This window comes from Blastococcus sp. HT6-30 (genome assembly GCF_039729015.1).
Lineage (GTDB): Bacteria > Actinomycetota > Actinomycetes > Mycobacteriales > Geodermatophilaceae > Blastococcus.
The window spans coordinates 930,152-948,886 of the sequence record NZ_CP155792.1; the positions used below are offsets into that span (position 1 = coordinate 930,152).

An 18,735-nucleotide genomic window follows, 5' to 3' on the forward strand; every position below is an offset into this window, starting at 1 on the left:
CAGGACCTCCAGCGCGTCGAACTCCCCGCTGTGGAGCCGGGACAGCAGCCGCCGGTAGAGCTAGTCCGCCTCGTTCTCCAGGCGGTTGACCTCGATCCAGTACTCGGAGAGGTCTTTGAGAGTCCTCAGCTGCGGCATCGCCTCGGCGGTCGTCTGGGCGCAGCGCTGCAGCAGCGAGACCTGCTGGTGCATCTCGGCGGGCAGGGTGCCCAGGCCGGTGAGGATGACCAGGTCGGCGGCGGCCTCGACGAAGTCCATGACGTCGTCGAGATCGCTGGCGAGGCGGTCGATGTCCTCGCGGTCGAACGGGGTCACGAAGCTGGTGTCGAGCGCCCGGAAGATGGCGTGGGTGGACTGGTCGCCGGTGTGCTCCAGGTCGCGCAGCCGGATGGCCAGCTCGCCGCGGCGCGCGTGGTCGTGGACGAACTCACCCGGGACCTCGGTCGCCGTCACCAGGTTCTGCGCGGACGCGGTGAACAGCGGGTGGAAGCTCGAGTCCTTGGGCGTCAGGCTGAAGGGCGCGCGGAGGCTCCGTCTCGGATGTCGGCTCGGTCGCCCTGCCCGCGGCGGACGTACGACCGCCGCGGAGCACAGGTGTCCAGCACGTGGACACAGCCTGTCGCGAGGTCAGCGGTGAGCGGCGTCTCCCCGGTCGCCGTCCTCGCTTCCCCCGGCGAGGGACGCCACCAGGTCGGCGCGCGCCCGCGCGACCCTCGACCGGATCGTGCCGACAGGGCAGCCGATGACGTCCGCGGCCTCCGCGTAGGAGAGCCCGAGCAGCTGGGTCAGCACGAAGGCCTCGCGCCGGTCCACCGCCAGGCGGCCGAGCAGGTCGGTGACGGCGGCGCCCTCGGCGACGGCGTCCCCGGGACCGGGTGCGGCCAGCAGCTCCAGGTCGCTCGCCTCCCGCACCAGGGACAGCCGGCGCCGACCGCGGGAGCGCAGCGAGTCGGCGCAGACGCGACGGGCGATGGCCAGCAGCCAGGTGCGCACCGAGGAGCGGCCCTCGAAGCGGTGCAGCGCCCCGAAGGCCCGTAGGTAGGTCTCCTGGGTGAGGTCGTCGGCCGCCTCGCGGTCGCCCAGTGCGGCACACAGCCGCCAGACGTCGGACTGGGTCTCCCGGACGAGGGTGGCCGCGGCCAGCGGGTCGCCGGCGGCGGCGTCCGCGGCGACGCGGGCCAGGTCGTCCATGTCCTCGTCAGGGTGTTCCGCAGGTCACCCGGAGGGCCGGGAACCGGACGGCGTCCGGCGGCGACTAATCAACCATGTCCTGCCACACCTGCCGAGAGGCTCTCTCCGCGCGCCTGGACGGCGAGCCGCTGGGGCTGCCCGCCGACGAGCTCGACGCGCACCTGGCCGCGTGCCCGGGGTGCGCCGGGTGGGCGGCCGCGGCGGAGCAGGTCACCCGCCGGGCGCGGCTGGCGCTCGCCCCGCCGGTGCCCGATCTCACCGTCGCGGTGCTCGGCGCGCTGCCCCGCGAGCTGCCCGGGGCGCGCGTCGCCGCGCGCGCCCGGCTGGCGGACACGGCGCTGCGGCTGGTCCTGGTCGCGGTCGGCGTCGCCCAGGCGGCGCTGGCCCTGCCGGTGCTGGTCTCCGGCGCCGGCGCGATGAGCGCTCCGGTGCACATGGCGCGCGAGAGCGGCGCCTGGAACCTGGCGGTGGGCGCGGCGTTCCTCGCCGTGGCGGCCGGCCCGCGGCTGGCTGCGGGCGCGCTGCCCTTCCTCGGGTCCTTCACGGCGCTGCTGCTGCCGCTGACGGTCGCCGACCTGCAGGCCGGGCACGTGCACGCCGACCGGGCCCTCGCCCACCTCCTCGTCCTGGCCGGTGTCGCCGTCGTCGCGACCGTGGCGTGGCGGAGCCACCGGCGCCGCCCGGCTCCCGCGGTGGCCGACCGGCGGGTGCTGGCGTGAGGCGCTCGGCGCTCCTGCTCGCCCTGCTGCTCGCCGGCTGGCTGGGCGCGGGCATCGGGACGGCCGGCCCGGCCGCCGCGCACGCCGCGCTGGTCTCGACCGAGCCGGGGGAGGGCGTCCGCCTCGACGCCGCACCCGGGAAGGTCACGCTGCGCTTCAGCGAGGGCGTCTCGCTGGGCGCCGGCTACGCGCGGGTGCTCGGCGCCGACCAGCAGCGGGTCGACGCCGGCGCCGCCTCCGCCGACGGCGGCGTCGTCACCGTCCCGCTGCGCGCAGAACTGCCCGACGGCGGGTACCTCGTCACCTACCGGGTGATCTCCGCCGACTCGCACCCCGTGTCCGGCGCCTTCTCCTTCGCCGTCGGCGACGGCGAGCTCCTGACCGCCGGTGGGCAGGACCAGGCCGGGTCCACCGATCCCGTCGTCGGCGCGCTGCTGCCGGTGGCGCGCTGGGTCGGGTACGCCGGGCTTGCGCTCGCTGTCGGCGTCCCGGTGCTCGTGCTCACCTGCTGGCCGGCCGGCCGGCGCGCGGAACGCCTGCGGCGGATGGCCACCGGCGGAGCCGTCGCGGTGGCACTCTCCGGGCTGGGCGCCTTCCTGCTCCAGGGTCCCTACGCCGCGGGTGCGGGGCTCGGGGCGGTCGCCGACCCGGCCCTGCTCGGCGCCACGCTGGGTGCGGGCGTCGGCTGGTCCGCCCTGGCCCGGGTGCTCCTGGTCCTGGCGCTCCTCCCGGTGCTGCGCCGCGTCTGGCGGGACACCGACGCCCTCGGCCCGGGCTGGACGGCCGCGGGCGCCGTCCTCGTCGGCGGCCTCGTGCTCGCGACCGCCGCGGTCGGGCACCCGGTGGCCGGCCCGTGGCCGGTGCTCGCCGTGCTGGTCGCGGCCGTCCACGTGGGGGCGATGGCGGTGTGGCTGGGTGGGGTCGCCGGGCTGCTGGCCGTGACGCTGCGGCCGGGCACGGCGCCGGGCGAGGTGACCGCCGTGCTGCCGCGGTTCTCCCGGCTGGCGTTCGGCTCGGTGGTGGCGCTCGTGGTGTCCGGCATCGTGCAGTCGGTCCGGGAGGTCGGCTCCCCGACCGCGCTGGTCGCGACGACGTACGGGCAGCTGCTCGCGGCGAAGCTGCTGCTGGTCGTGCTCCTGCTCGCCGCGGCCGGGGTGTCCCGCGTCTGGGTGCAGCAGCGCCTGGGCGTGCGCCGGCCCCGGCGACCCCGCACGATCACCGCGCAGGCGTTCGCGGCGACCGACCGGACCGGCCCCGCCCCCGCGGAGGTCGCCGGCGCCGCGCAGCGCGACCGGGTGCAGGCCGAGAACGCCGCCGAGCACCTGCCCTCGCTGCGCCGCTCGGTGCTCCTGGAGGCGGGCGTGGCCGCGGTCGTGCTGGCGCTGTCGGCGGTGCTGGTGGCCACGCCGCCCGCGCGCACGGCGCTGGCCCAGCCGATGGAGACGGTGCTGCCGCTGCAGGGCGGCACCGGCGCGGCGGCGGGCAGCGTGCAGGTGTCGGTGGAGCCCGCGCGCCCCGGCGAGAACGCGCTGCACGTCTACCTCTTCGACGACCTCGGCCGGCTGACCCAGCCGGCCGAGATCAGGGTGACGCTCACCGAGCGCACCCAGGAGATCGGCCCGCTCGACGTCGGCCTCGCGCCGGCCGGCCCCGGCCACTTCGTCGGCGACGCGATGGCGATCCCCGGCGCCGGCACCTGGACCCTCACGGTGACGGTCCGGCTCGACGAGTTCACCGCGCTCAGCGCCGCCACCGACTTCCCGGTGCGCTGACGCCCCACCGCTCCACCGATGAACAGGAGATCCATGTCCTCGCCCCGCCCGCTGCACCGGCTGGCCGTGCTGCTGCTCGCCGCCCTGACCGCCGGCACGGCGGGCGTGGTGCTCGCCGCGTCCGCCTCCGCGCACGTTACCGTCTCCTCCGGCGACGCCGCGCCCGGCGGCTTCGGCAAGCTCACCTTCCGCGTGCCGAACGAGAGCGACGCCGCCAGCACCGTCGCGCTGCGCATCCAGATCCCGGAGCAGTCCGCCATGGGCTCGCTGCGGGCCCAGCCGGTGCCGGGCTGGACCGTGACCGCCACGACCGCCGACCTGGCCGCGCCGATCGAGGTGCACGGGCAGGAGAAGAGCTCCTACGTCTCGGTGGTGGAGTTCCGCGCCGACGGGGGGAGCGGCATCGCGCCGGGCCAGTTCCAGGAGTTCGCGCTTTCCGGCGGGCCCTTCCCGGATGCCGAGCAGCTCAGCTTCCCGGTGATCCAGACCTACAGCGACGGTAACGAGTCGGCGTGGATCGAGCCGACGATCGCCGGGCAGGACGAGCCCGAGCGCCCCGCCCCGGTGCTGTCCCTGGCCGCCGAGCAGGCCGCCGACGGCGCCGGAACGGCCGACCTCGCGACCGCGGCCGGCGCCCACGACGAGGGCGGGCACGCCGACGACCCGGGCGCCCTCGCGCTCTTCTTCTCCATCCTGGCGCTGCTCGTCGCGCTCGCCGGTGTCGTCCTCGGCGTCCGCGCCGACCGACGTACCGTGTCCTCGTGACCTCCGCCGTCCGCCGCCGTCCCCGCCGGGCCGTCCCGGCACTGCTGCTCACCACGGGTCTCCTGCTGGCCGGCTGCGGGGGCGCGGCGGACGGCGACGCCGGGGAGCACGACCACACCGCGGGCGCACCGGCCGCCGTCGAGGCGCCGGAGGACCGCTACGCCGGTCTGGACCTCAACGAGCCCTACCGCCGGCCGTCGTTCACGCTGACCGACACCACCGGTGCACCGTTCGACTTCGGCGCCGCCACCTCCGGCCGGCCGACGCTGCTGTTCTTCGGCTACACGGAGTGCCCCGACGTCTGCCCCACCACGATGGCCGACGTCGCGGTCGCCCTGCGCGGGTTGGACCGGGAGCTCGCCGAGCAGGTGCAGGTCGTCTTCGTGACCACCGACCCGGCCACCGACACCCCCGAGGTGCTGGGCGAGTACCTCGGCCGGTTCGACGCCGACCTGCCGACGCCGTTCGTCGGCCTCACCGGCGACCAGGAGAGCATCGACCAGGCGCAGCTGGCCGCCGGGGTCCCGCAGGCCGAGGACGAGGGGCGGCTGCACTCGACGTTGCTGCTGCTGTACGGGGCCGACGACGAGGCGCACGTCGCCTTCGACGGCGGGAACACCCACCAGGACATCGCCGACGACCTGCAGGTGGTGGCGGGCGCGTGACCCCGGGCCTCGGCCGGCTGCTCGCCGTCCTGGCCGGTGTCCTCGCGCTGCTGGCGCTGGCCGGGCCGGCCTCGGCGCACGTCGGGGGAGAGGTGGCGGGCAGCGACTTCGACGGCCGCGTGACCTCGGTGACCCCGCAGCTGCCCGGTGTGGCCGTGCGCGTGCTGCAGTTCGGGGACGAGCTGGAGCTGGTCAACCGGTCCGGCACCGAGGTGCTCGTGCCCGGCTACTCCGACGAGCCCTACCTGCGCATCGGCCCCGACGGCGTCTGGCGCAACGCGCACAGCCCGGCCACCTACATCAACCTGGACCGGTACGGGCGCACGACGCTGCCCGACTCCGCCGATCCCGGGGCCGCTCCCGAGTGGGAGCAGATCTCCACGCAGCCGGAGTACGTGTGGCACGACCACCGCACGCACTGGATGAGCCAGGAGCTCCTGCCGCCGCAGGTCACCGCCGACCCGACGCGGGAGCACCTGGTGTCGGAGTGGATCGTGCCGCTGCGGCACGGCAGCACGGAGGCGGAGGTCGCCGGGGTGCTGACCTGGAGCCCGCCGCCCTCGCCGTGGGTCGTGTGGCCGCTCGCGGCCGCCGGGCTGCTCGCCGCGGTCGCCGCCGGGCTGCTGGCCCGGACCCCGCTGCTGCTGGGCGGCCTGCTCGCGGTGGGGGCCCTCGCGGCGCTGTGGCACGCCCTGGCCACCCCGGAGCCGTCGGTCACCGCCGGCTCGCACGTCGGCGCCGTCGTCTCGGCGCTCCTGCCGGCCGCGGCGACCCTGCTCTGCGCCGTCCTCGGGGCGCGCGCCGCGCTGCGCGGCCGGGGGGCCATGACCGGCCTGCTGGCCGTGGTCACCGGCTGGCTGCTGCTGGTGCAGGGCCTGCCCGAGGCCGACGTGCTCTGGTCGGCGAACGCTTCCTCGGCCGGGCCGCAGCCCGTCGCCCGCGTCGCGGTGGGGGTGCTGGCGGCCCTCGGCGTCGGGTTCGTGCTCGGGGGCGTCGCCGCGGTGCGTCGGTTCCGCGAGGTCGACGCCACGCCCGGAGGGACCGCCGCCGGCCATCCGGTGCCGGTGGCCTGACGGCGGTCCCCGGAGGTCAGCCGACCTCGGCGACGACGTTCGGGCCGTCGGACCCGAACAGGGTGTTGGCCCGCTGGAGGTCCCCCTCGAAGTCGACCTCGACCGCGGCGTAGGCGGAGATGTCCACCGGGCGGACCCGCAGGCCGCGCTCGGCGATCGCCGTCTCCAGGCCCCGCTCGAAGTAGTCCTCGTGGGAGCACTCGTCGAGGTGCTCGATGAGCGTGGCCTTGTCGGCGGAGGAGATGTAGTTGATCCCCACCGCCTCGCCCAGGCCGCCGCGGACGATCTTGGACAGCTCGCGGATGTAGCCGTCGCCATCGAGGGTGTACTTGACCTCCTCCTCGGCGACCGTGCTGGTGTCCACGCAGACGAAGCTCTGGTCGGCCGCCATGTAGGGCAGCGCGACCTCGAGCACCGCCGGGTCGAAGACGACGTCACCGTTGAGCCAGAGCACGCCGCCCTCACGGGTGGTCCGCAGACCGCGCAACAGGCTCTTGGACGTGTTCGTCACCGCGAAGTCGGGGTTGTACGTGAACAGCAGGTCGGGGGCGGCCTTCATGATCCGCTTGCTGCGGTAGCCGACGACCGCGGTCACCGACACGTCGGCACCCAGGACGGCGCGCAGGCCGTCGAGCTGCCGCTGCATGATGCTGCGGCCGTCGTCGAGCCGGGTCAGCGGCTTGGGGTCCTGCCGGCCCAGCCGGGTGCCCATGCCCGCGGCCAGGATCACGACCTGCACCGACGGCGTCTGCAGCCGTCGGGGCGTCGTGCGGGCCGGCAGGGGGGATACACCCCGACGGACGGGGTTGAGGACGTGGTCACCGGTCCGCACGGACATCATCTCCTTCAGTGGTCGTGCTGGTGTTCTGCCCGGACGCGGTCGCGGTCGGGAGGATCAGGTCGAGGACGCGCTGCGTGGCGGAGCCGTCCTCGAGGTGGCAGAAGGTCTCGCGGAACCGGGCGTAGCGCTCGGTGTGCTCCACGGTGACCGTACCGATGTCGGCGATCGCCGAGATCAGCTCGTCGCTGGTGGCGATCAGCGGACCGGGCGCGACCTCGGCGAGGTCGAAGTAGAAGCCGCGCAGCTGGTCGCGGTACCGGTCCAGGTCGTAGGTGTAGAAGAGCTGCGGCTTGCCCGTGATGGCGAAGTCGAACATCGTCGACGAGTAGTCGGTGACCATCATGTCGGCAGCCAGGTAGAGGCCGGCGATGTCCGGGTGGTTGCACACGTCCCGGACGGCCGACCCGTCGGTGATCTCGAGCCGGCTCATGACCATGTTGTGCAGCCGCAGCAGCAGCACGTGGTCCTCGCCCAGCCGGGAACCGAACTCGTCGAGGTCGATCGGGAACTCGAAGTCCCGCTCCCCGCTGCCCTGGAACACCAGGTCGTCGCGCCAGGTGGGGGTGTAGAGCACGACCGTCTGGTCCTCGCCGATGCCGAGGTCCGACCGCACCCGGGCGCGGACCTCGTCGCGGCGGGGGCTGCTCAGCAGGTCGTTGCGCGGCAGGCCGGTCTCGTGGATCGGTCCGGTGTAGCCGAACGCCTTGCGCAGCCGCTCGGTGGTGACGGCGTTGGGCGAGAGCAGGAGGTCCCAGCGGGCGATGTCCTGGTCCAGGTAGGCCAGCCGCCCCTCCGGCGCCCACAGCACGTCGTTGTGGATGCGCTTGAGCATCGTCCCGTGCCAGGTCTGCAGGTACGTGGTCCCGGGACGCTTCTCCCAGTCCAGCGCGATGTGGTCGTTGGAGACGACCAGGTCGGCGCCCTCGAGCGCGGCGATCGACTCGGGGCTGCCGAAGGTCAGCGTCTCGACCTCGGACGGGAAGCCGGCCTGGGTGTGCGGCGCCGACAGCCAGGTGTGGGTGGCGTCGACGCCCTGCTCGAGCAGCGCCTCGTAGAGCGCCCGGGGGCTGTCGGAGAAGTGCCCGCGGAAGGCGACGTAGACGATGTTCACCGGGCGGCTCCGGTCAGGGCGTCGTCGGCGTGCGGCCGGCCGGCGAGCACGGCGAGCACCAGGTCGGCGAGCTCCTGCCACGACTCGACGACGGTCAGCGCGCCGGCAGCCAGCAGGGCCTCGGCGCGTGCCGCCCGCTCCTCGGGGAGCACGAACAGCAGGTTGCCGACGGTGGGGCAGCCGGCGCCGACGGCCGAACGCACCCCGGCGACGGCGTCCTCCACCGCGAGCCCTTGCTCGGGTGCGATGCCCAGAGCGGCGCAGGCGTGCCGGTAGACGGCGGGATCGGGCTTGCTGGTCGGCACCGGCAGCGAGTCCTCGGCGCTGTAGCGGCGCGCCGGTGGGATGAGCTCGTCCAGCCCGGTGGCGGTGAAGCAGGCCGCCAGCCGGGACAGCGCGCTGGAGCTCACCGCGGCCAGCTGCAGCGGACCGGCCAGCGCGCCGAGCGCGTCCAGCGTCGGCCCGTGCGGCCGCAGCGTGGTGCCCAGGTGCTCGGTGACCGCGCGACGTTCCTCGGCCACCCACGGCTCGACGTCGACGTCGGGAACGCCGGCCTCGGCGGCCAGGGTGAGGGCCGTGGACCGGAAGTTCCTGCCGGTGGCGGCGTGCCGGAGCTCGTCGGCGGTGTACCGGCGGTCGATGCCGACGGAGGCGAGGAACGCGTTGGTGACCTCGGTGGAGGCGTCGAACGCCGGCTCCTCGGAGGGGAAGAGGTTGCCGTCGGCGTCGCAGAGCAGGTACTGCACCGGCTCGATGAGCGTCGGCGGAACGGTCGGCACCAGGTGGGCTCCCTTCGGGGACGGGGTGGCGGACGGGATGGTCACCGCGGCAGCGCCGCGGGGCCGGGCGTGCGGGCGGCCACGGTGGCCCGGACCCCGTCGCGGTCCAGGGCGGTCAGGGCCGCTGCCAGGTCAGCGACGAACGCCGGGTGCGAGCCGAGGTCCCCGAACACCGACGTCTCGCCGAGCAGGGGCCGCGGGTCGCTCCCGCCGGCGCGGGCCAGCGCCTGGAGCTGCTCGGCGAGGGCGTCCTCGACGGGCAGCCGCCGGCCGGCCTCGTCCGTGCCGCGCAGGTAGCGGAACCATCCGGCGACGGCGAGGGTGAGCAGGCCGTGGGGCCGCCCTTCCTCGATCGCCTGGCGCAGCGACGGCAGCAGGTGGTGGGGCATCTTGGTCGAGCCGCGCCGGCACAGCCGGGGCAGGCCGTCGGCGATCGCCGGGTTGGCGAACCGCTGCAGCAGGGTGCGCTTGTACTCGGCGAGGTCGATGCCGTCGGGCGGTGGTAGCAGCGGGGTGACCTCGACGTCCATGAGCCGGGCCACGTAGCCGGCGAGCACCGGATCGGCCATGACCTGGTCGAGGCTGGCGTAGCCGGCCAGCGAGCCCAGGTAGCCCAGGGCGCAGTGGCTGGCGTTGAGCAGCCGGGTCTTCATCAGCTCGTAGCTGCCGACGTCGGCGACGAACCGGACGCCGACGGCGTCCAGCGGGGGCCGGCCGGCGGAGAAGGTGTCCTCGATCACCCACTGGGAGAACGGCTCGGTGATCACCGGCCACCGGTCGTCGACGCCGTAGCGCTGCGCCACCGCCGCCCGCTCCTCGGGGCTGGTGTGCGGCGTGATCCGGTCGACCATGCTGCTGGGGAAGGCCACGCGGTCGGCGATCCACCGCGCGAGCACCTCGTCGCGCAGCTGCGCGAACCCGACCACGGCGGCGCGGGCCGCGTCGCCGTTGCGGTGCATGTTGTCGCAGGAGACCACCGAGAACGGCTGGATACCGGCTCGGCGGCGTCGGTCGAGCGCCTCCACGAGGTACCCGAACACGGTGCGCGGGGAGGAGGGCTCCCGCACGTCGGCCCGGATGTCGGGGTCGTCGGCGTCGAAGAGCCCGGTCCGCGGGTCGAGCCGGTAGCCGCTGTCGGTGATGGTCAGCGACACCATGCGCGTGCGCTCGTCGGTCAGCAGGTCGAGCACGGCCGCAGGATTCTCGGGCGCGAAGTGGTAGCCCACCATGACGCCGACGACGCGGGCGCGCTCGCCGTCGGGGCTGCGCTCGACCACCGTGTAGAGGTGGTCCTGCGGGGCGAGCGCTTCCTTCATGGTCCGGCTGTGCAGCCCGACACCGACGACCCCCCAGCCGTCGCTGATCCGGCGCTCGGCCAGCTCGTCGAAGTAGAGGAGCTGGTGGGCGCGGTGGAACCCGCCGACGCTGAAGTGCACGACCGCCGGGGTCAGGGCCGACCGGTCGTAGGTGGGCACGCTGAGCTGCGCCTCGTGCAGCGGCAGGGTCGCATCGGTCAGCGGGTGGACATCGGCGGCGGCAACCACGTTGCGCGCGGGGGAGACCCCGCCCGGAGGAACCGGGACCGCCGGATGCCCGGCCGGAGCCGTCCCGGCAGGCGCCCGCAGGGGCAGGAGCTCGGCCTGTGACATCGCGTCCCTCCTTCTCTGTCCTGAGCACGGCGCACCGGACCGACGGGTCCCGGGTCTCCGGGGTCAGCAGTACACGGGTGGTGCCGGGTGCCGCAAAACAAGGTCCGGCACCGCTTCGCGGACGCGGAGGCGCCGGGCCGGCGCGGATGTTTCACGCCGGAGGAGCAGGAGTGCCCGTTGCGGGGCCCTTGAAACGCCCCGCACCCACCTGCCGGGCGTGTCCATGATCACCGACGCCCCTCGGCCGCCGCGCACCGGGTCCGGGTTCCACCGCTGTCAGTGACGCATGGGACTCGTGGGTCCAGTGGTGACGCCCGCACGGCGTGTCCCGAGCGACGCGCCGGGCGCCAGGTCACGACCTCGTCACGCAATGTTTCGATGATCCCTCGCCCGCTCGGGCCACCCCCACCACCCAGGCGAGACGGACAGGTGCATGGACGCAGGGATCGGCCAGGAGGCCCGCACGGAGGTGCTGAGCGCGGTGCACCCCTCCGCCGGTCGGTCCGCCGGGCGGCGGGCTCGTCGTCGTCCTACCCCCCGGGCGCGGCGGAGCCCAGCGATGCTGCTCGGCGCCCTGCTGCTCGGCGGTGTCGTCGCGGCGGGGGTGAGCCTGCACGGTGCGCCCGCCGCCTCGGCCGATGCCACGTCCGTGCTCGAGGCCTCGGACGCGCTGCTGACCACCGAGGAGGGTGCGGAGGTCCTGCCGCAGGCGTCGATCTCGGTCGCCGAGGCCGAGGCCCGGTTGGAGCAGGTGGCCGCCTCCCGCGCCGAGCGCCAGGCCGCGGCTGCCGCGGCCGCCGAGGCCGCCGCGGAGGCCGCCCGTCCCAAGGCCGTCCTCCCCGTGGCCGGGGCCCGGCTGACCAGTGGCTACGGCAGCCGGTGGGGCACCTTCCACTACGGCATCGACCTGGCTGCTCCTATGCGCACGCCCGAGTACGCGGCGGTCGACGGCGTGGTGCTCCGGGCCGGCTCGGCCAGCGGCTTCGGTCTGGCCGTGTACATCCTCCACGAGAACGGCGACGTCACCGTCTACGGCCACATGGACAAGATCCTGGTCCGGCCCGGCCAGTACGTGGAGGCGGGGGAGACGATCGCCCTGCTGGGCAACCGCGGCCAGTCGACGGGCCCGCACCTGCACTTCGAGGTGCACAAGGGCGGGATCGACGGCAAGCGGGTCGACCCGCTCTCATGGTTGGCCGCCCGGGGCGTCGACGTCTGAGGTCCGGCGCGCCGCGTGGCGTGATCGCCGCGTGGCCGGCGCCGTCGAGGAGAGCGACCGGCGGCTGCTGCGCGCCCGGGGACGCCAGGGAACGCAGCTACGCCGAGCCGCTCGACGTCCCGACCCTCGCCCGCATCGCCGTCGTCCCACCCGCGGCAGCGGACCGCGCCGCCGGTACGGGCTCGTCGGCTCGCCGACGACGTCGCGGAACACGCGCTGAACCTGCCCAGGTTGCTGAAGTCGACGTCCAGGTCGCCGCCGAGCTGCGCGAGCGAGGTGACCGAGGAGTCGGTCGACCGGGGCTGCGGCATCGACTTCGGCCTGCGCGACCCGTTCGGCGCCACATCCGCGCGGCGCCGACGACGCACGGCTGAGTCCGTCCCGCCACGCCTGAGCGCCGCCGACCCCCTCCGTGGGTCCCGCGACGGGGGGTTGTACAGTTACTCCCGGCTCGGACGCACCGCACCGGGTCGGATCGGGGCTGTGGCGCAGCTGGTAGCGCACCACACTGGCAGTGTGGGGGTCAGGGGTTCGAGTCCCCTCAGCTCCACCCCGATGACCAGGCCGTTCTCCTTCAGGAGAGCGGCCTGAGTCGTCTCTGGTTGCAGTTGTGGTTGCAGTTTCCCCACCCTGACCTGGCAGCAGCAGGGCGCTCATCCGGTCGGCGGCTTCGCGAGCCAGGGCAGGCATGACGTGGCTGTAGACGTCCATCGTCGTGCGCATCTGGCTGTGGCCGAGCAGCTCCATGACCACCCGCGGGTGCACGTTCTCGCTGAGCAGCAAGGTGGCCGCGGTGTGCCGGCCGTCGTGCAGCCGGACGTGTCGGACGCCGGCTTTGTGGAGCAGGCGGGTCCAGTCGTCGTGGTCGGACTTCTTGTCGATCGGCCGGCCGTTGGGCTGAGCGAAGATCAGGTCCTCGTCGTGCCACTCGGAGCCGGCCAGCATCCGCTCGCCGAGCTGAGCGGCCTTGTGCCGGTGCAGCTCGGCGACGAGAGGCATCGGCAGGGCGAGCGTGCGCTGGCTGCGGCGGGTCTTGGGCTCCTCGTAGATCAGCCCGCCGCCGCGGACGCGGTGGATGCTGCGTCGCACGGTCAGCGTGTTGTTGAGCAGGTCGACGTCCTTCCACTGCAGCGCCAGGGCCTCGGACTGCCGTAGGCCGAGGGCGAGGGCGACGGTCCAGCGGGCGGAGTTGCGCACATGAGCCGCGGCTTCGAGGACGGCGTGGGCCTCGCCGAGGTCGAGGGCGGTGGCGACGTCGCTCTGCTTCTGGGCGGGCGGATCGACCAGGCTGGCCACGTTGCGGGGAACGTGCCCGCGCTGGACGGCGACGGTGAGCGCTCGGGACAGGATGCGGTGATGGCGCAGCACGGTGGCGGGGGAGTAGCCGGCATCGAGGAGCGCGGTGTAGAGCTGGTCGAGGTGCTCGGGGCGCAGCCGGTCGAGGCGGTGCCGTCCGAGTCCGGGGACCAGGTGCTTGCGGACGGCGGACTCGTAGCTCTCCAGGGTCCGCTGCCGCACCCGGCGCGGGGCGATGGTGCTGAGCCAGTGCTCCAGCCAGTCGGCGACGGTCGGGGTGGAGACGGCGCTGAGCGTGCCGGCGTCGCGCTTGCGCTCAAGGTCGCGGACCTTCGCGACCACCACGGCCCGGGTCTTGCCGGTGACGTGCCGGCGGTCGGGCTTGCCGGTGAGGGTGAAGCCGACGGAGACGTAGCCGTGCCACCGCCCGTCGGCGTCCTGGTAGATCGTCGACTCACCGTTCGCTGAGCGCCCTGCCATCGGTCACCCCTGGGTCGTGGGCTGGAGTATCAGTCTGGCCGAGCGGTCCGACACCGGCGGAGCGCTTGTGGACTCACGCGGCATCGGGCGACGTCGGGCCCAGTTCGACGAGTCCGCGCTGGTCCGTGGTGGTGCCGGACCGGCGCAGCCCGCGAGGAGCGGTGCGGGGAGCTTCCAGGCCGCGAACGTAACGTTCGAGCTCGCTGCGGGAGAGACGGCAGCTCCGGCCGATGTGGACGGGGTGCAGGTCGCCGGCCTTCATCAATGCGTAGACCGTCGTGCGCCCGAGGCGGAGCACCGTGGCGACCTCCTCGGGTGTGAGCAGCAGCGGGTCGACGGAGACCGGCTCCCGAGGTGGCTGCGCGTCGCTCATCTCGCCCTCCTCATCGCGTGGCCTCGTGCGCCGGCGACGGCCGGCGCCGCACGCCTACCTGGAGAAGGCGCCATTCCCAGCCCGTTGGTGACAGTGCCGGGCCAAGTTCCTGTTTTCCTCCAGTCCCTGCTGTCCGAGCTCCTGATCTCCTGGGTCCGACGTCCGTCGGCTTGCTGAATCTCCTGACCTGCTCCGGCGCGTCTCCGGTTTTCCTCCAGTACGTAAAGCGGTTCGCGCGGCGTCATGCGGTCGCAGCGCAGTCATCGAGGGTCCCGCTCCACGAGGTCCGCACGGTCCGGGCTCGGCGTGCTGGGTGTAGATCGCCGGCGCGAGCCCTGGGCGCATGAGCTCCGACCGCCTGGTGTTGGTCACCACCGATCCGGCCGTGCTGAGCGGCCAGGCGGTGATCGCCGGCACCCGCGTGCCGGTCAGCGTGGTGCTCGACTGCCTGGTCGCCGGAATGAGCCCCGAAGGGATCGTTGCGGAGTATCCGACCCTGACCTCGGAAGGCGTGCAGGCGGCCGCCGCCTACGGGGGCGTTGCTGGCCCGTGAGGAACTGGTGCCGCTAACGCCTGAGTGAAGGTCCATCCCCACGTCCTCGGCAGGTCGCCGCCGCGTGCGGCGCCATGTCACCCCGCGAGCAGACCTCCGCACCGTCGACGCGATCGGCTACGTACGCGCGTCCTCGTCTGTGCGCTCTCCGCGGCCATCTCGACTGCGGAACCGGACAAGATCACGAGCCGACACACCTTATGCATCCAGGACTGCGCAACCCGTTGTGACGAGTAGTCGGCGACGGGGTGACAGAGGTGCGGTCAGGTGTCCAAACGGCATGCTGCGCGGGCATCACCGGCGCGCGCTACCAGTCGCACCGGATCGGTGCGCCCCTCGGCGGGGCGTGCTGCGCGGCCAGGGAACACTGCCGTCCCGCAGGGCCGGAAGTCATGCGGCCAACGAGGGCCAGTGGCGCGCCGGTCGGGGTGACGTCGGGCCGGTCGGGTCGTCGCCGCCCCCGTCACCTATGTCACCCCCGTCGGCCGCCCGCTCCACGACAACTATTCCGAGGTCACCGTCGGCGCCGGTGCACAACAGGAGCAAAAAGGGAGCTCCGCCTCCGGGCGCTCAAGGGAGGTCAGGTGCGCCGCTCAAGCGCGCCCGCCGCCGATAGGACCGCAGGACCGGGTCCAGTGCCCGGCCGAGGGCAGGCAGGTCCCGGTCGTAGACGCGGCCGTTCTCCAGTTGACCGGCGAGCTCGCCGAGCAACCGCGGCCAGTCTCGACGGGTCGGCTCGAGGGGTACACGGATCTCGACCCGCCGCTCGACCACCTGCACTGCCGTCCGACCGGAGTTCGCCGCGCGGCTCTGCTCCCAGGCCCGGTGCCGGCAGGTGGCCGAGCACCACTTCGGGATCGGTCCGCGGCTGCGCGGGGTGATCGGTCCGCCGCACCATCCGCAGGTCGTCGCGGCAGTGCGTCGTTCCGGCCCGTCCGCGGCGCGGGCGGCCCGGTCCGGACGGGTGCGTTCTACCGGGGCCTGCTGCCGGCGCTCGCGGCGTTGTTGCTCGTGCGCCCGCCGTCGGGCCCGGTAGTCAGGGGTGCCGCTGGTTCCCATGTCCTTATTCTGCTGGCGATCCTCCTGTAACCCGTCACCACGAGTTCCCGACCCTGGATGCAGGAGATGTGTCCCTCTTGATCTTGCGGGTCTCCTGTAGCGACGGGGCAGCCAGACGGTCGCTCGCTGGAGTCGGCGCAGAGGCGAGGACTCGGGTCGCGAGAACTCAATTGACGGGCGAGACGGTGTCTGAAGGCAGCCTCTGGGACGCCGGAGTGGACGATTCGTGTGCTTTGCGGCAGCCCATTCGCGCCGGTCACCAACCCCGCCAGGCCGAGTGATCGACGACGTCGCTCGCCTGCCTCGCCATCGTTGAACGGCGCGCGGCTGTCCAGCAGAACACCGCGCTCAGGTCACCGGTGACAGCACCTCCCAGTCCCGCCCCCTGGCTGCAGCAGTCCCGTTGGCGTGAAGACTGCGGTCTAGAGCCGGGCATCCAAATCGCTACTGCGCAGTCGACCTGACGCGGACGCGGCCGGCAGTCGCGCTTGACTTCGTCGACCCACCCCCTGTCGGCGCGGCGGCGCTTGAGGAAGGCGGATCCGGACGGAAGGACCTCACATCTCATTGAGTCCGCTACATATTCACGCCGCCGGCGGCCTATCTCTTCACACGTCCTCGCAGAGACAGCAGCGCAAGCCCGAGCAGGATCGGAGCAAGAACCCGATGGACTGTCTCCACCAGCACCCCGGCCGTGGTTAGAGCAGTATTGGACGGCCGCAAGAGCGATATGCCACTCTCCAAACTGTAGAGCAGGCCGTCCGGGAGACGGTCGGAGAGAGTGGGTTGGTCTGTCGTGATGCGCGTCGCCTCAACGTACTCGATATCGGGATACTGTCCGACGCGAACAAATCTCGTGGTGGTCTCCGAAGGAAAGCCTATGGCGGCGAAAAGAGTGCCAACGGCGACTAGAAGAACGCCAAGCAAGAGAAACGCCCGAAGAGCCCGGAGTGCGTATCCAGAAGTGAACCAGTAAGTGGACAGGATCAGTCTCTCGGAACTTGCTCTTCGCGCAGCTAGTCGGCGCATCTCCATTTCCCCATAGTAGAAGTCCGCAGCTCCAGGCTCGTCCTTCGAGTCTTCGCGACTTTTCCTCAACGCACGATAAGTTTCGCTGACCTGTCTTGCGCTTATCGCGTGAGGTTTGTCGACCCAAGTGGGGAGCATGTCAACAACAACGCTCCATTGCTTGTCCCCAGCCGCCTCTCTAGCAAGACCCTCTTCTACGATCACGTTACGTTTGGCCCGCCAACGCCGCATTGGCGGCGTAGCGAAAGTCGCGCCTCCGCCAAGCCGAATTTGGTCCAGGTTGAGTGCCCCATCGAACAGGCATGCAGAGAGCGAGACGCCTTCAAGGGTGAGATTGGCAGCGTTCACCCGCTGGATCGAAATGATCATAGGTCGACTTTCAGCGGCATCGCTGCCACTAATTATAACGGGGCTGAGTAGGTCGGCATCTTCCAGGCTGACTGCCGACCCGCCTGCGAGACGTAGTTGGCCCCCCGAAGATAAGCGTGCTCCCGTGAAATCGGCCCGGACGGCTGAAAGTGAGATCTGTAAGCGTTCCTCAAACTTCGTGTAGCTGGCGTCGAATAGGTCGACATCCAAGTGTGAGCCTTCGAACGAAATGCCACCGTCCCACCGGGCCCGAGGCATCGATAGCGTTGACGCAAATACTGCATGATCAAAACGCAGTTCGCGATCCGCGTGCGCGTACCGAAAATTAGAGGGGCCTTCAAAGAGTGCGCCAGTGAAGCGAGATTCCCCTCCGAAGTGAGTCTGAGAGAAGGTAGCGTCGGCGTAAAACTCGACGTTAGCGAAGTCTACTCCTCGCTCAAAGTTGGTCATGTGAAATCCGCTAGGCCCGCGAAAGATAGCCTGGTTGAATTGAGCACCGCCCTGGAATTGGGAGTCAGTGAAAGCCACGTCTTCGACGAATAGTGATCGCTTGAAGTCAACATGCCCCGTCGCAGTGCACGAGAAGTGCGCGCTTCCGAGGAAGCGACTCCCCTGAAAGCTCGTCGGCGATCCGTCGATGAGTCGCCACCCGTCCTTGTCATCACCGAGAAACTTGACACCCGCAAAGTTGGCGTGGCTCGAGAAAGTCGCCCCCGTGAAGTAGGCGGACTCCTCGAACCTGGCTCGGACGAAAACTCCGTCATCTTGAAACGCGCAGTTGACGAAGTTTGCATCACCACCGAAGTGAGTCTGCCTCATCCCTACTGGCCCCAAAAACCGAGATCCAGCGAAGGACGCAGTCGATTCGAACCGCGAGGCGGCTACTTGGCGTGGTACGCGAAAATGCTCGACCTTGCCGCTTTTTCGATCAAGAGTCCGTGCGCTCCCAAAGCTTCCGATGTGGGTAAAATCTACGCCCATCTTCCATATCGCGCGCTGGAAGGAAGCAGGGCCAGAAAATCGAGTCCTGCGCAAGCTTGCATGTTGCACGAACTTGCAGTCGTCGGCGTCTAAACTCTCGAAGGAGACTCGATCGAGGTCTACGTGATCCCAGAACGCAGAACGGCTCAAGGTAACCGGACCGGTGAAATGGACGTCCTTCCATGAAAGCACGCCTAAGACATGCATGTCGGCGAGATTGCATGCGCCACTCACGGTGACGCCGGAGAGGCGGAACTCCGGAACAACGGGTTTTGACTTGCGCTGCGGGAGTTGATGGATCAATTCTCGCAGTTCGGGTCCCGTAATGCGCACCTGAGACAGTGAAATCCGACGCTCTAGTTCAACCGCACGCCTCGCCTCGCTGAGGTCAATCTCAAGGCGGATCGCCTCATGGCTCGCACCAACAGCGTCCTCATCTGACATGCTAAGTACCTTTGCTTGGGAGAGAGCTTAATGTTGTGCGCCAAAGGTGCACGCCAAGCGTTGCACTAGTGTCGCAGCATGCCGGCCAACCTAACAGCGAGCCGGCGGGTAACCGCCCCATGGCGAGGCCTCGGTCCCTGGGACTTCGGGATGCCGAGACCAGCCTTCAGCGCTGACTGAAGGTCGCCGACCGGGACGGCAGCATTACGGGGCCAGCCAGCGGTGACCGCTACGGCGGAGGTTCAGATGCCGAGTTGCCGGAGCTGCGCAGGCGCAACAAGCCACTGGAACGGGAGAACGAGATGCTGCGGCTCGCGACGGCCTCCTTCTCTGGGCGTCGCGGACGTCGGCAACTTGCTGGTACAGG

17 protein-coding genes and 1 tRNA gene are annotated in these 18,735 nt (G+C 71.7%); 10 read left to right on the top strand and 8 right to left on the bottom strand.

Translation table 11 applies throughout. The annotated features are described in order from the left end of the window. Positions 1-60: 60 nt before the first annotated feature. Positions 61-453: a DUF47 family protein gene (locus tag ABC795_RS04475; protein WP_347059706.1), complete on the bottom strand. Its 393-nt coding sequence runs from the start codon at positions 451-453 to the stop codon at positions 61-63. Between the two features lie 174 nt (positions 454-627). Next, positions 628-1,191: a sigma-70 family RNA polymerase sigma factor gene (locus ABC795_RS04480; protein WP_347059707.1), complete on the bottom strand. Its 564-nt coding sequence runs from the start codon at positions 1,189-1,191 to the stop codon at positions 628-630. A 74-nt stretch (positions 1,192-1,265) separates the two neighbouring features. On the opposite strand from ABC795_RS04480, the gene ABC795_RS04485 reads away from it, so the two are divergent. The 5 genes from ABC795_RS04485 to ABC795_RS04505 are packed head-to-tail and all read left to right on the top strand — an operon-like array spanning position 1,266 to position 6,185. Then, positions 1,266-1,910, top strand: a complete 645-nt coding sequence (locus ABC795_RS04485; RefSeq protein WP_347059708.1) for a zf-HC2 domain-containing protein — start codon at positions 1,266-1,268, stop codon at positions 1,908-1,910. Continuing rightward, positions 1,907-3,682 carry a copper resistance protein CopC gene (locus tag ABC795_RS04490; protein ID WP_347059709.1) on the top strand — a complete coding sequence of 592 codons (1,776 nt, stop codon included), beginning with the start codon at positions 1,907-1,909 and terminating at the stop codon, positions 3,680-3,682. Before ABC795_RS04485 ends, ABC795_RS04490 begins: the two co-directional genes overlap by 4 nt. A 33-nt stretch (positions 3,683-3,715) precedes the next feature. After that, on the top strand, positions 3,716-4,447 hold the full coding sequence (locus ABC795_RS04495; protein ID WP_347059710.1) for a YcnI family protein: 732 nt from the start codon (positions 3,716-3,718) through the stop codon (positions 4,445-4,447). Continuing rightward, positions 4,444-5,112, top strand: a complete 669-nt coding sequence (locus tag ABC795_RS04500) for an SCO family protein (protein WP_347059711.1) — start codon at positions 4,444-4,446, stop codon at positions 5,110-5,112. The genes ABC795_RS04495 and ABC795_RS04500 overlap by 4 nt, the downstream gene beginning before the upstream one ends. Further along, the gene (locus ABC795_RS04505; RefSeq protein ID WP_347059712.1) at positions 5,109-6,185 is read left to right on the top strand and encodes a hypothetical protein; all 1,077 of its coding nucleotides are present in this window, start codon (positions 5,109-5,111) and stop codon (positions 6,183-6,185) included. The genes ABC795_RS04500 and ABC795_RS04505 overlap by 4 nt, the downstream gene beginning before the upstream one ends. A gap of 16 nt (positions 6,186-6,201) precedes the next feature. On the opposite strand, the gene ABC795_RS04510 is transcribed toward ABC795_RS04505, so the two are convergent. The 4 genes from ABC795_RS04510 to ABC795_RS04525 form a co-directional block, all read right to left on the bottom strand. Next, positions 6,202-6,924, bottom strand: coding sequence for a phosphocholine cytidylyltransferase family protein (locus ABC795_RS04510; protein WP_347059713.1), 723 nt, complete (start codon positions 6,922-6,924; stop codon positions 6,202-6,204). 79 nt (positions 6,925-7,003) lie between these two features. Next, positions 7,004-8,137, bottom strand: coding sequence for a CDP-glycerol glycerophosphotransferase family protein (locus ABC795_RS04515; RefSeq protein WP_347059714.1), 1,134 nt, complete (start codon positions 8,135-8,137; stop codon positions 7,004-7,006). After that, entirely contained in the window at positions 8,134-8,961 is an 828-nt protein-coding gene (locus tag ABC795_RS04520; RefSeq protein ID WP_347059715.1) for an HAD family phosphatase, read from the bottom strand. The genes ABC795_RS04515 and ABC795_RS04520 overlap by 4 nt, the downstream gene beginning before the upstream one ends. Continuing rightward, positions 8,958-10,565, bottom strand: a complete 1,608-nt coding sequence (locus tag ABC795_RS04525) for a mannitol dehydrogenase family protein (protein WP_347059716.1) — start codon at positions 10,563-10,565, stop codon at positions 8,958-8,960. The genes ABC795_RS04520 and ABC795_RS04525 overlap by 4 nt, the downstream gene beginning before the upstream one ends. 559 nt (positions 10,566-11,124) lie before the next feature. Between ABC795_RS04525 and ABC795_RS04530 the strand changes: the two genes are divergently transcribed. The 4 genes from ABC795_RS04530 (at position 11,125) to ABC795_RS04545 (ending at position 13,548) form a co-directional block, all read left to right on the top strand. Next, positions 11,125-11,784: a M23 family metallopeptidase gene (locus ABC795_RS04530; RefSeq protein WP_347059717.1), complete on the top strand. Its 660-nt coding sequence runs from the start codon at positions 11,125-11,127 to the stop codon at positions 11,782-11,784. 477 nt (positions 11,785-12,261) lie between these two features. Next, positions 12,262-12,334: transfer RNA gene (locus tag ABC795_RS04535), tRNA-Ala, on the top strand. 179 nt (positions 12,335-12,513) lie between these two features. Continuing rightward, a complete protein-coding gene (locus ABC795_RS04540) occupies positions 12,514-12,939 on the top strand; it encodes a hypothetical protein (RefSeq protein ID WP_347059718.1) in 426 nt (141 codons plus the stop codon). Between the two features lie 42 nt (positions 12,940-12,981). Beyond that, a complete protein-coding gene (locus tag ABC795_RS04545) occupies positions 12,982-13,548 on the top strand; it encodes a hypothetical protein (RefSeq protein WP_347059719.1) in 567 nt (188 codons plus the stop codon). 85 nt (positions 13,549-13,633) lie between these two features. On the opposite strand, the gene ABC795_RS04550 is transcribed toward ABC795_RS04545, so the two are convergent. Then, positions 13,634-13,933 (bottom strand): helix-turn-helix domain-containing protein, encoded by a 300-nt coding sequence (locus ABC795_RS04550; protein ID WP_347059720.1) that lies wholly within the window; start codon positions 13,931-13,933, stop codon positions 13,634-13,636. A gap of 343 nt (positions 13,934-14,276) precedes the next feature. On the opposite strand from ABC795_RS04550, the gene ABC795_RS04555 reads away from it, so the two are divergent. Further along, positions 14,277-14,486, top strand: a complete 210-nt coding sequence (locus ABC795_RS04555; RefSeq protein ID WP_347059721.1) for a DUF433 domain-containing protein — start codon at positions 14,277-14,279, stop codon at positions 14,484-14,486. 1,659 nt (positions 14,487-16,145) lie between these two features. On the opposite strand, the gene ABC795_RS04560 is transcribed toward ABC795_RS04555, so the two are convergent. Continuing rightward, a complete protein-coding gene (locus tag ABC795_RS04560) occupies positions 16,146-18,368 on the bottom strand; it encodes a pentapeptide repeat-containing protein (RefSeq protein WP_347059722.1) in 2,223 nt (740 codons plus the stop codon). Positions 18,369-18,735 lie beyond the last annotated feature (367 nt).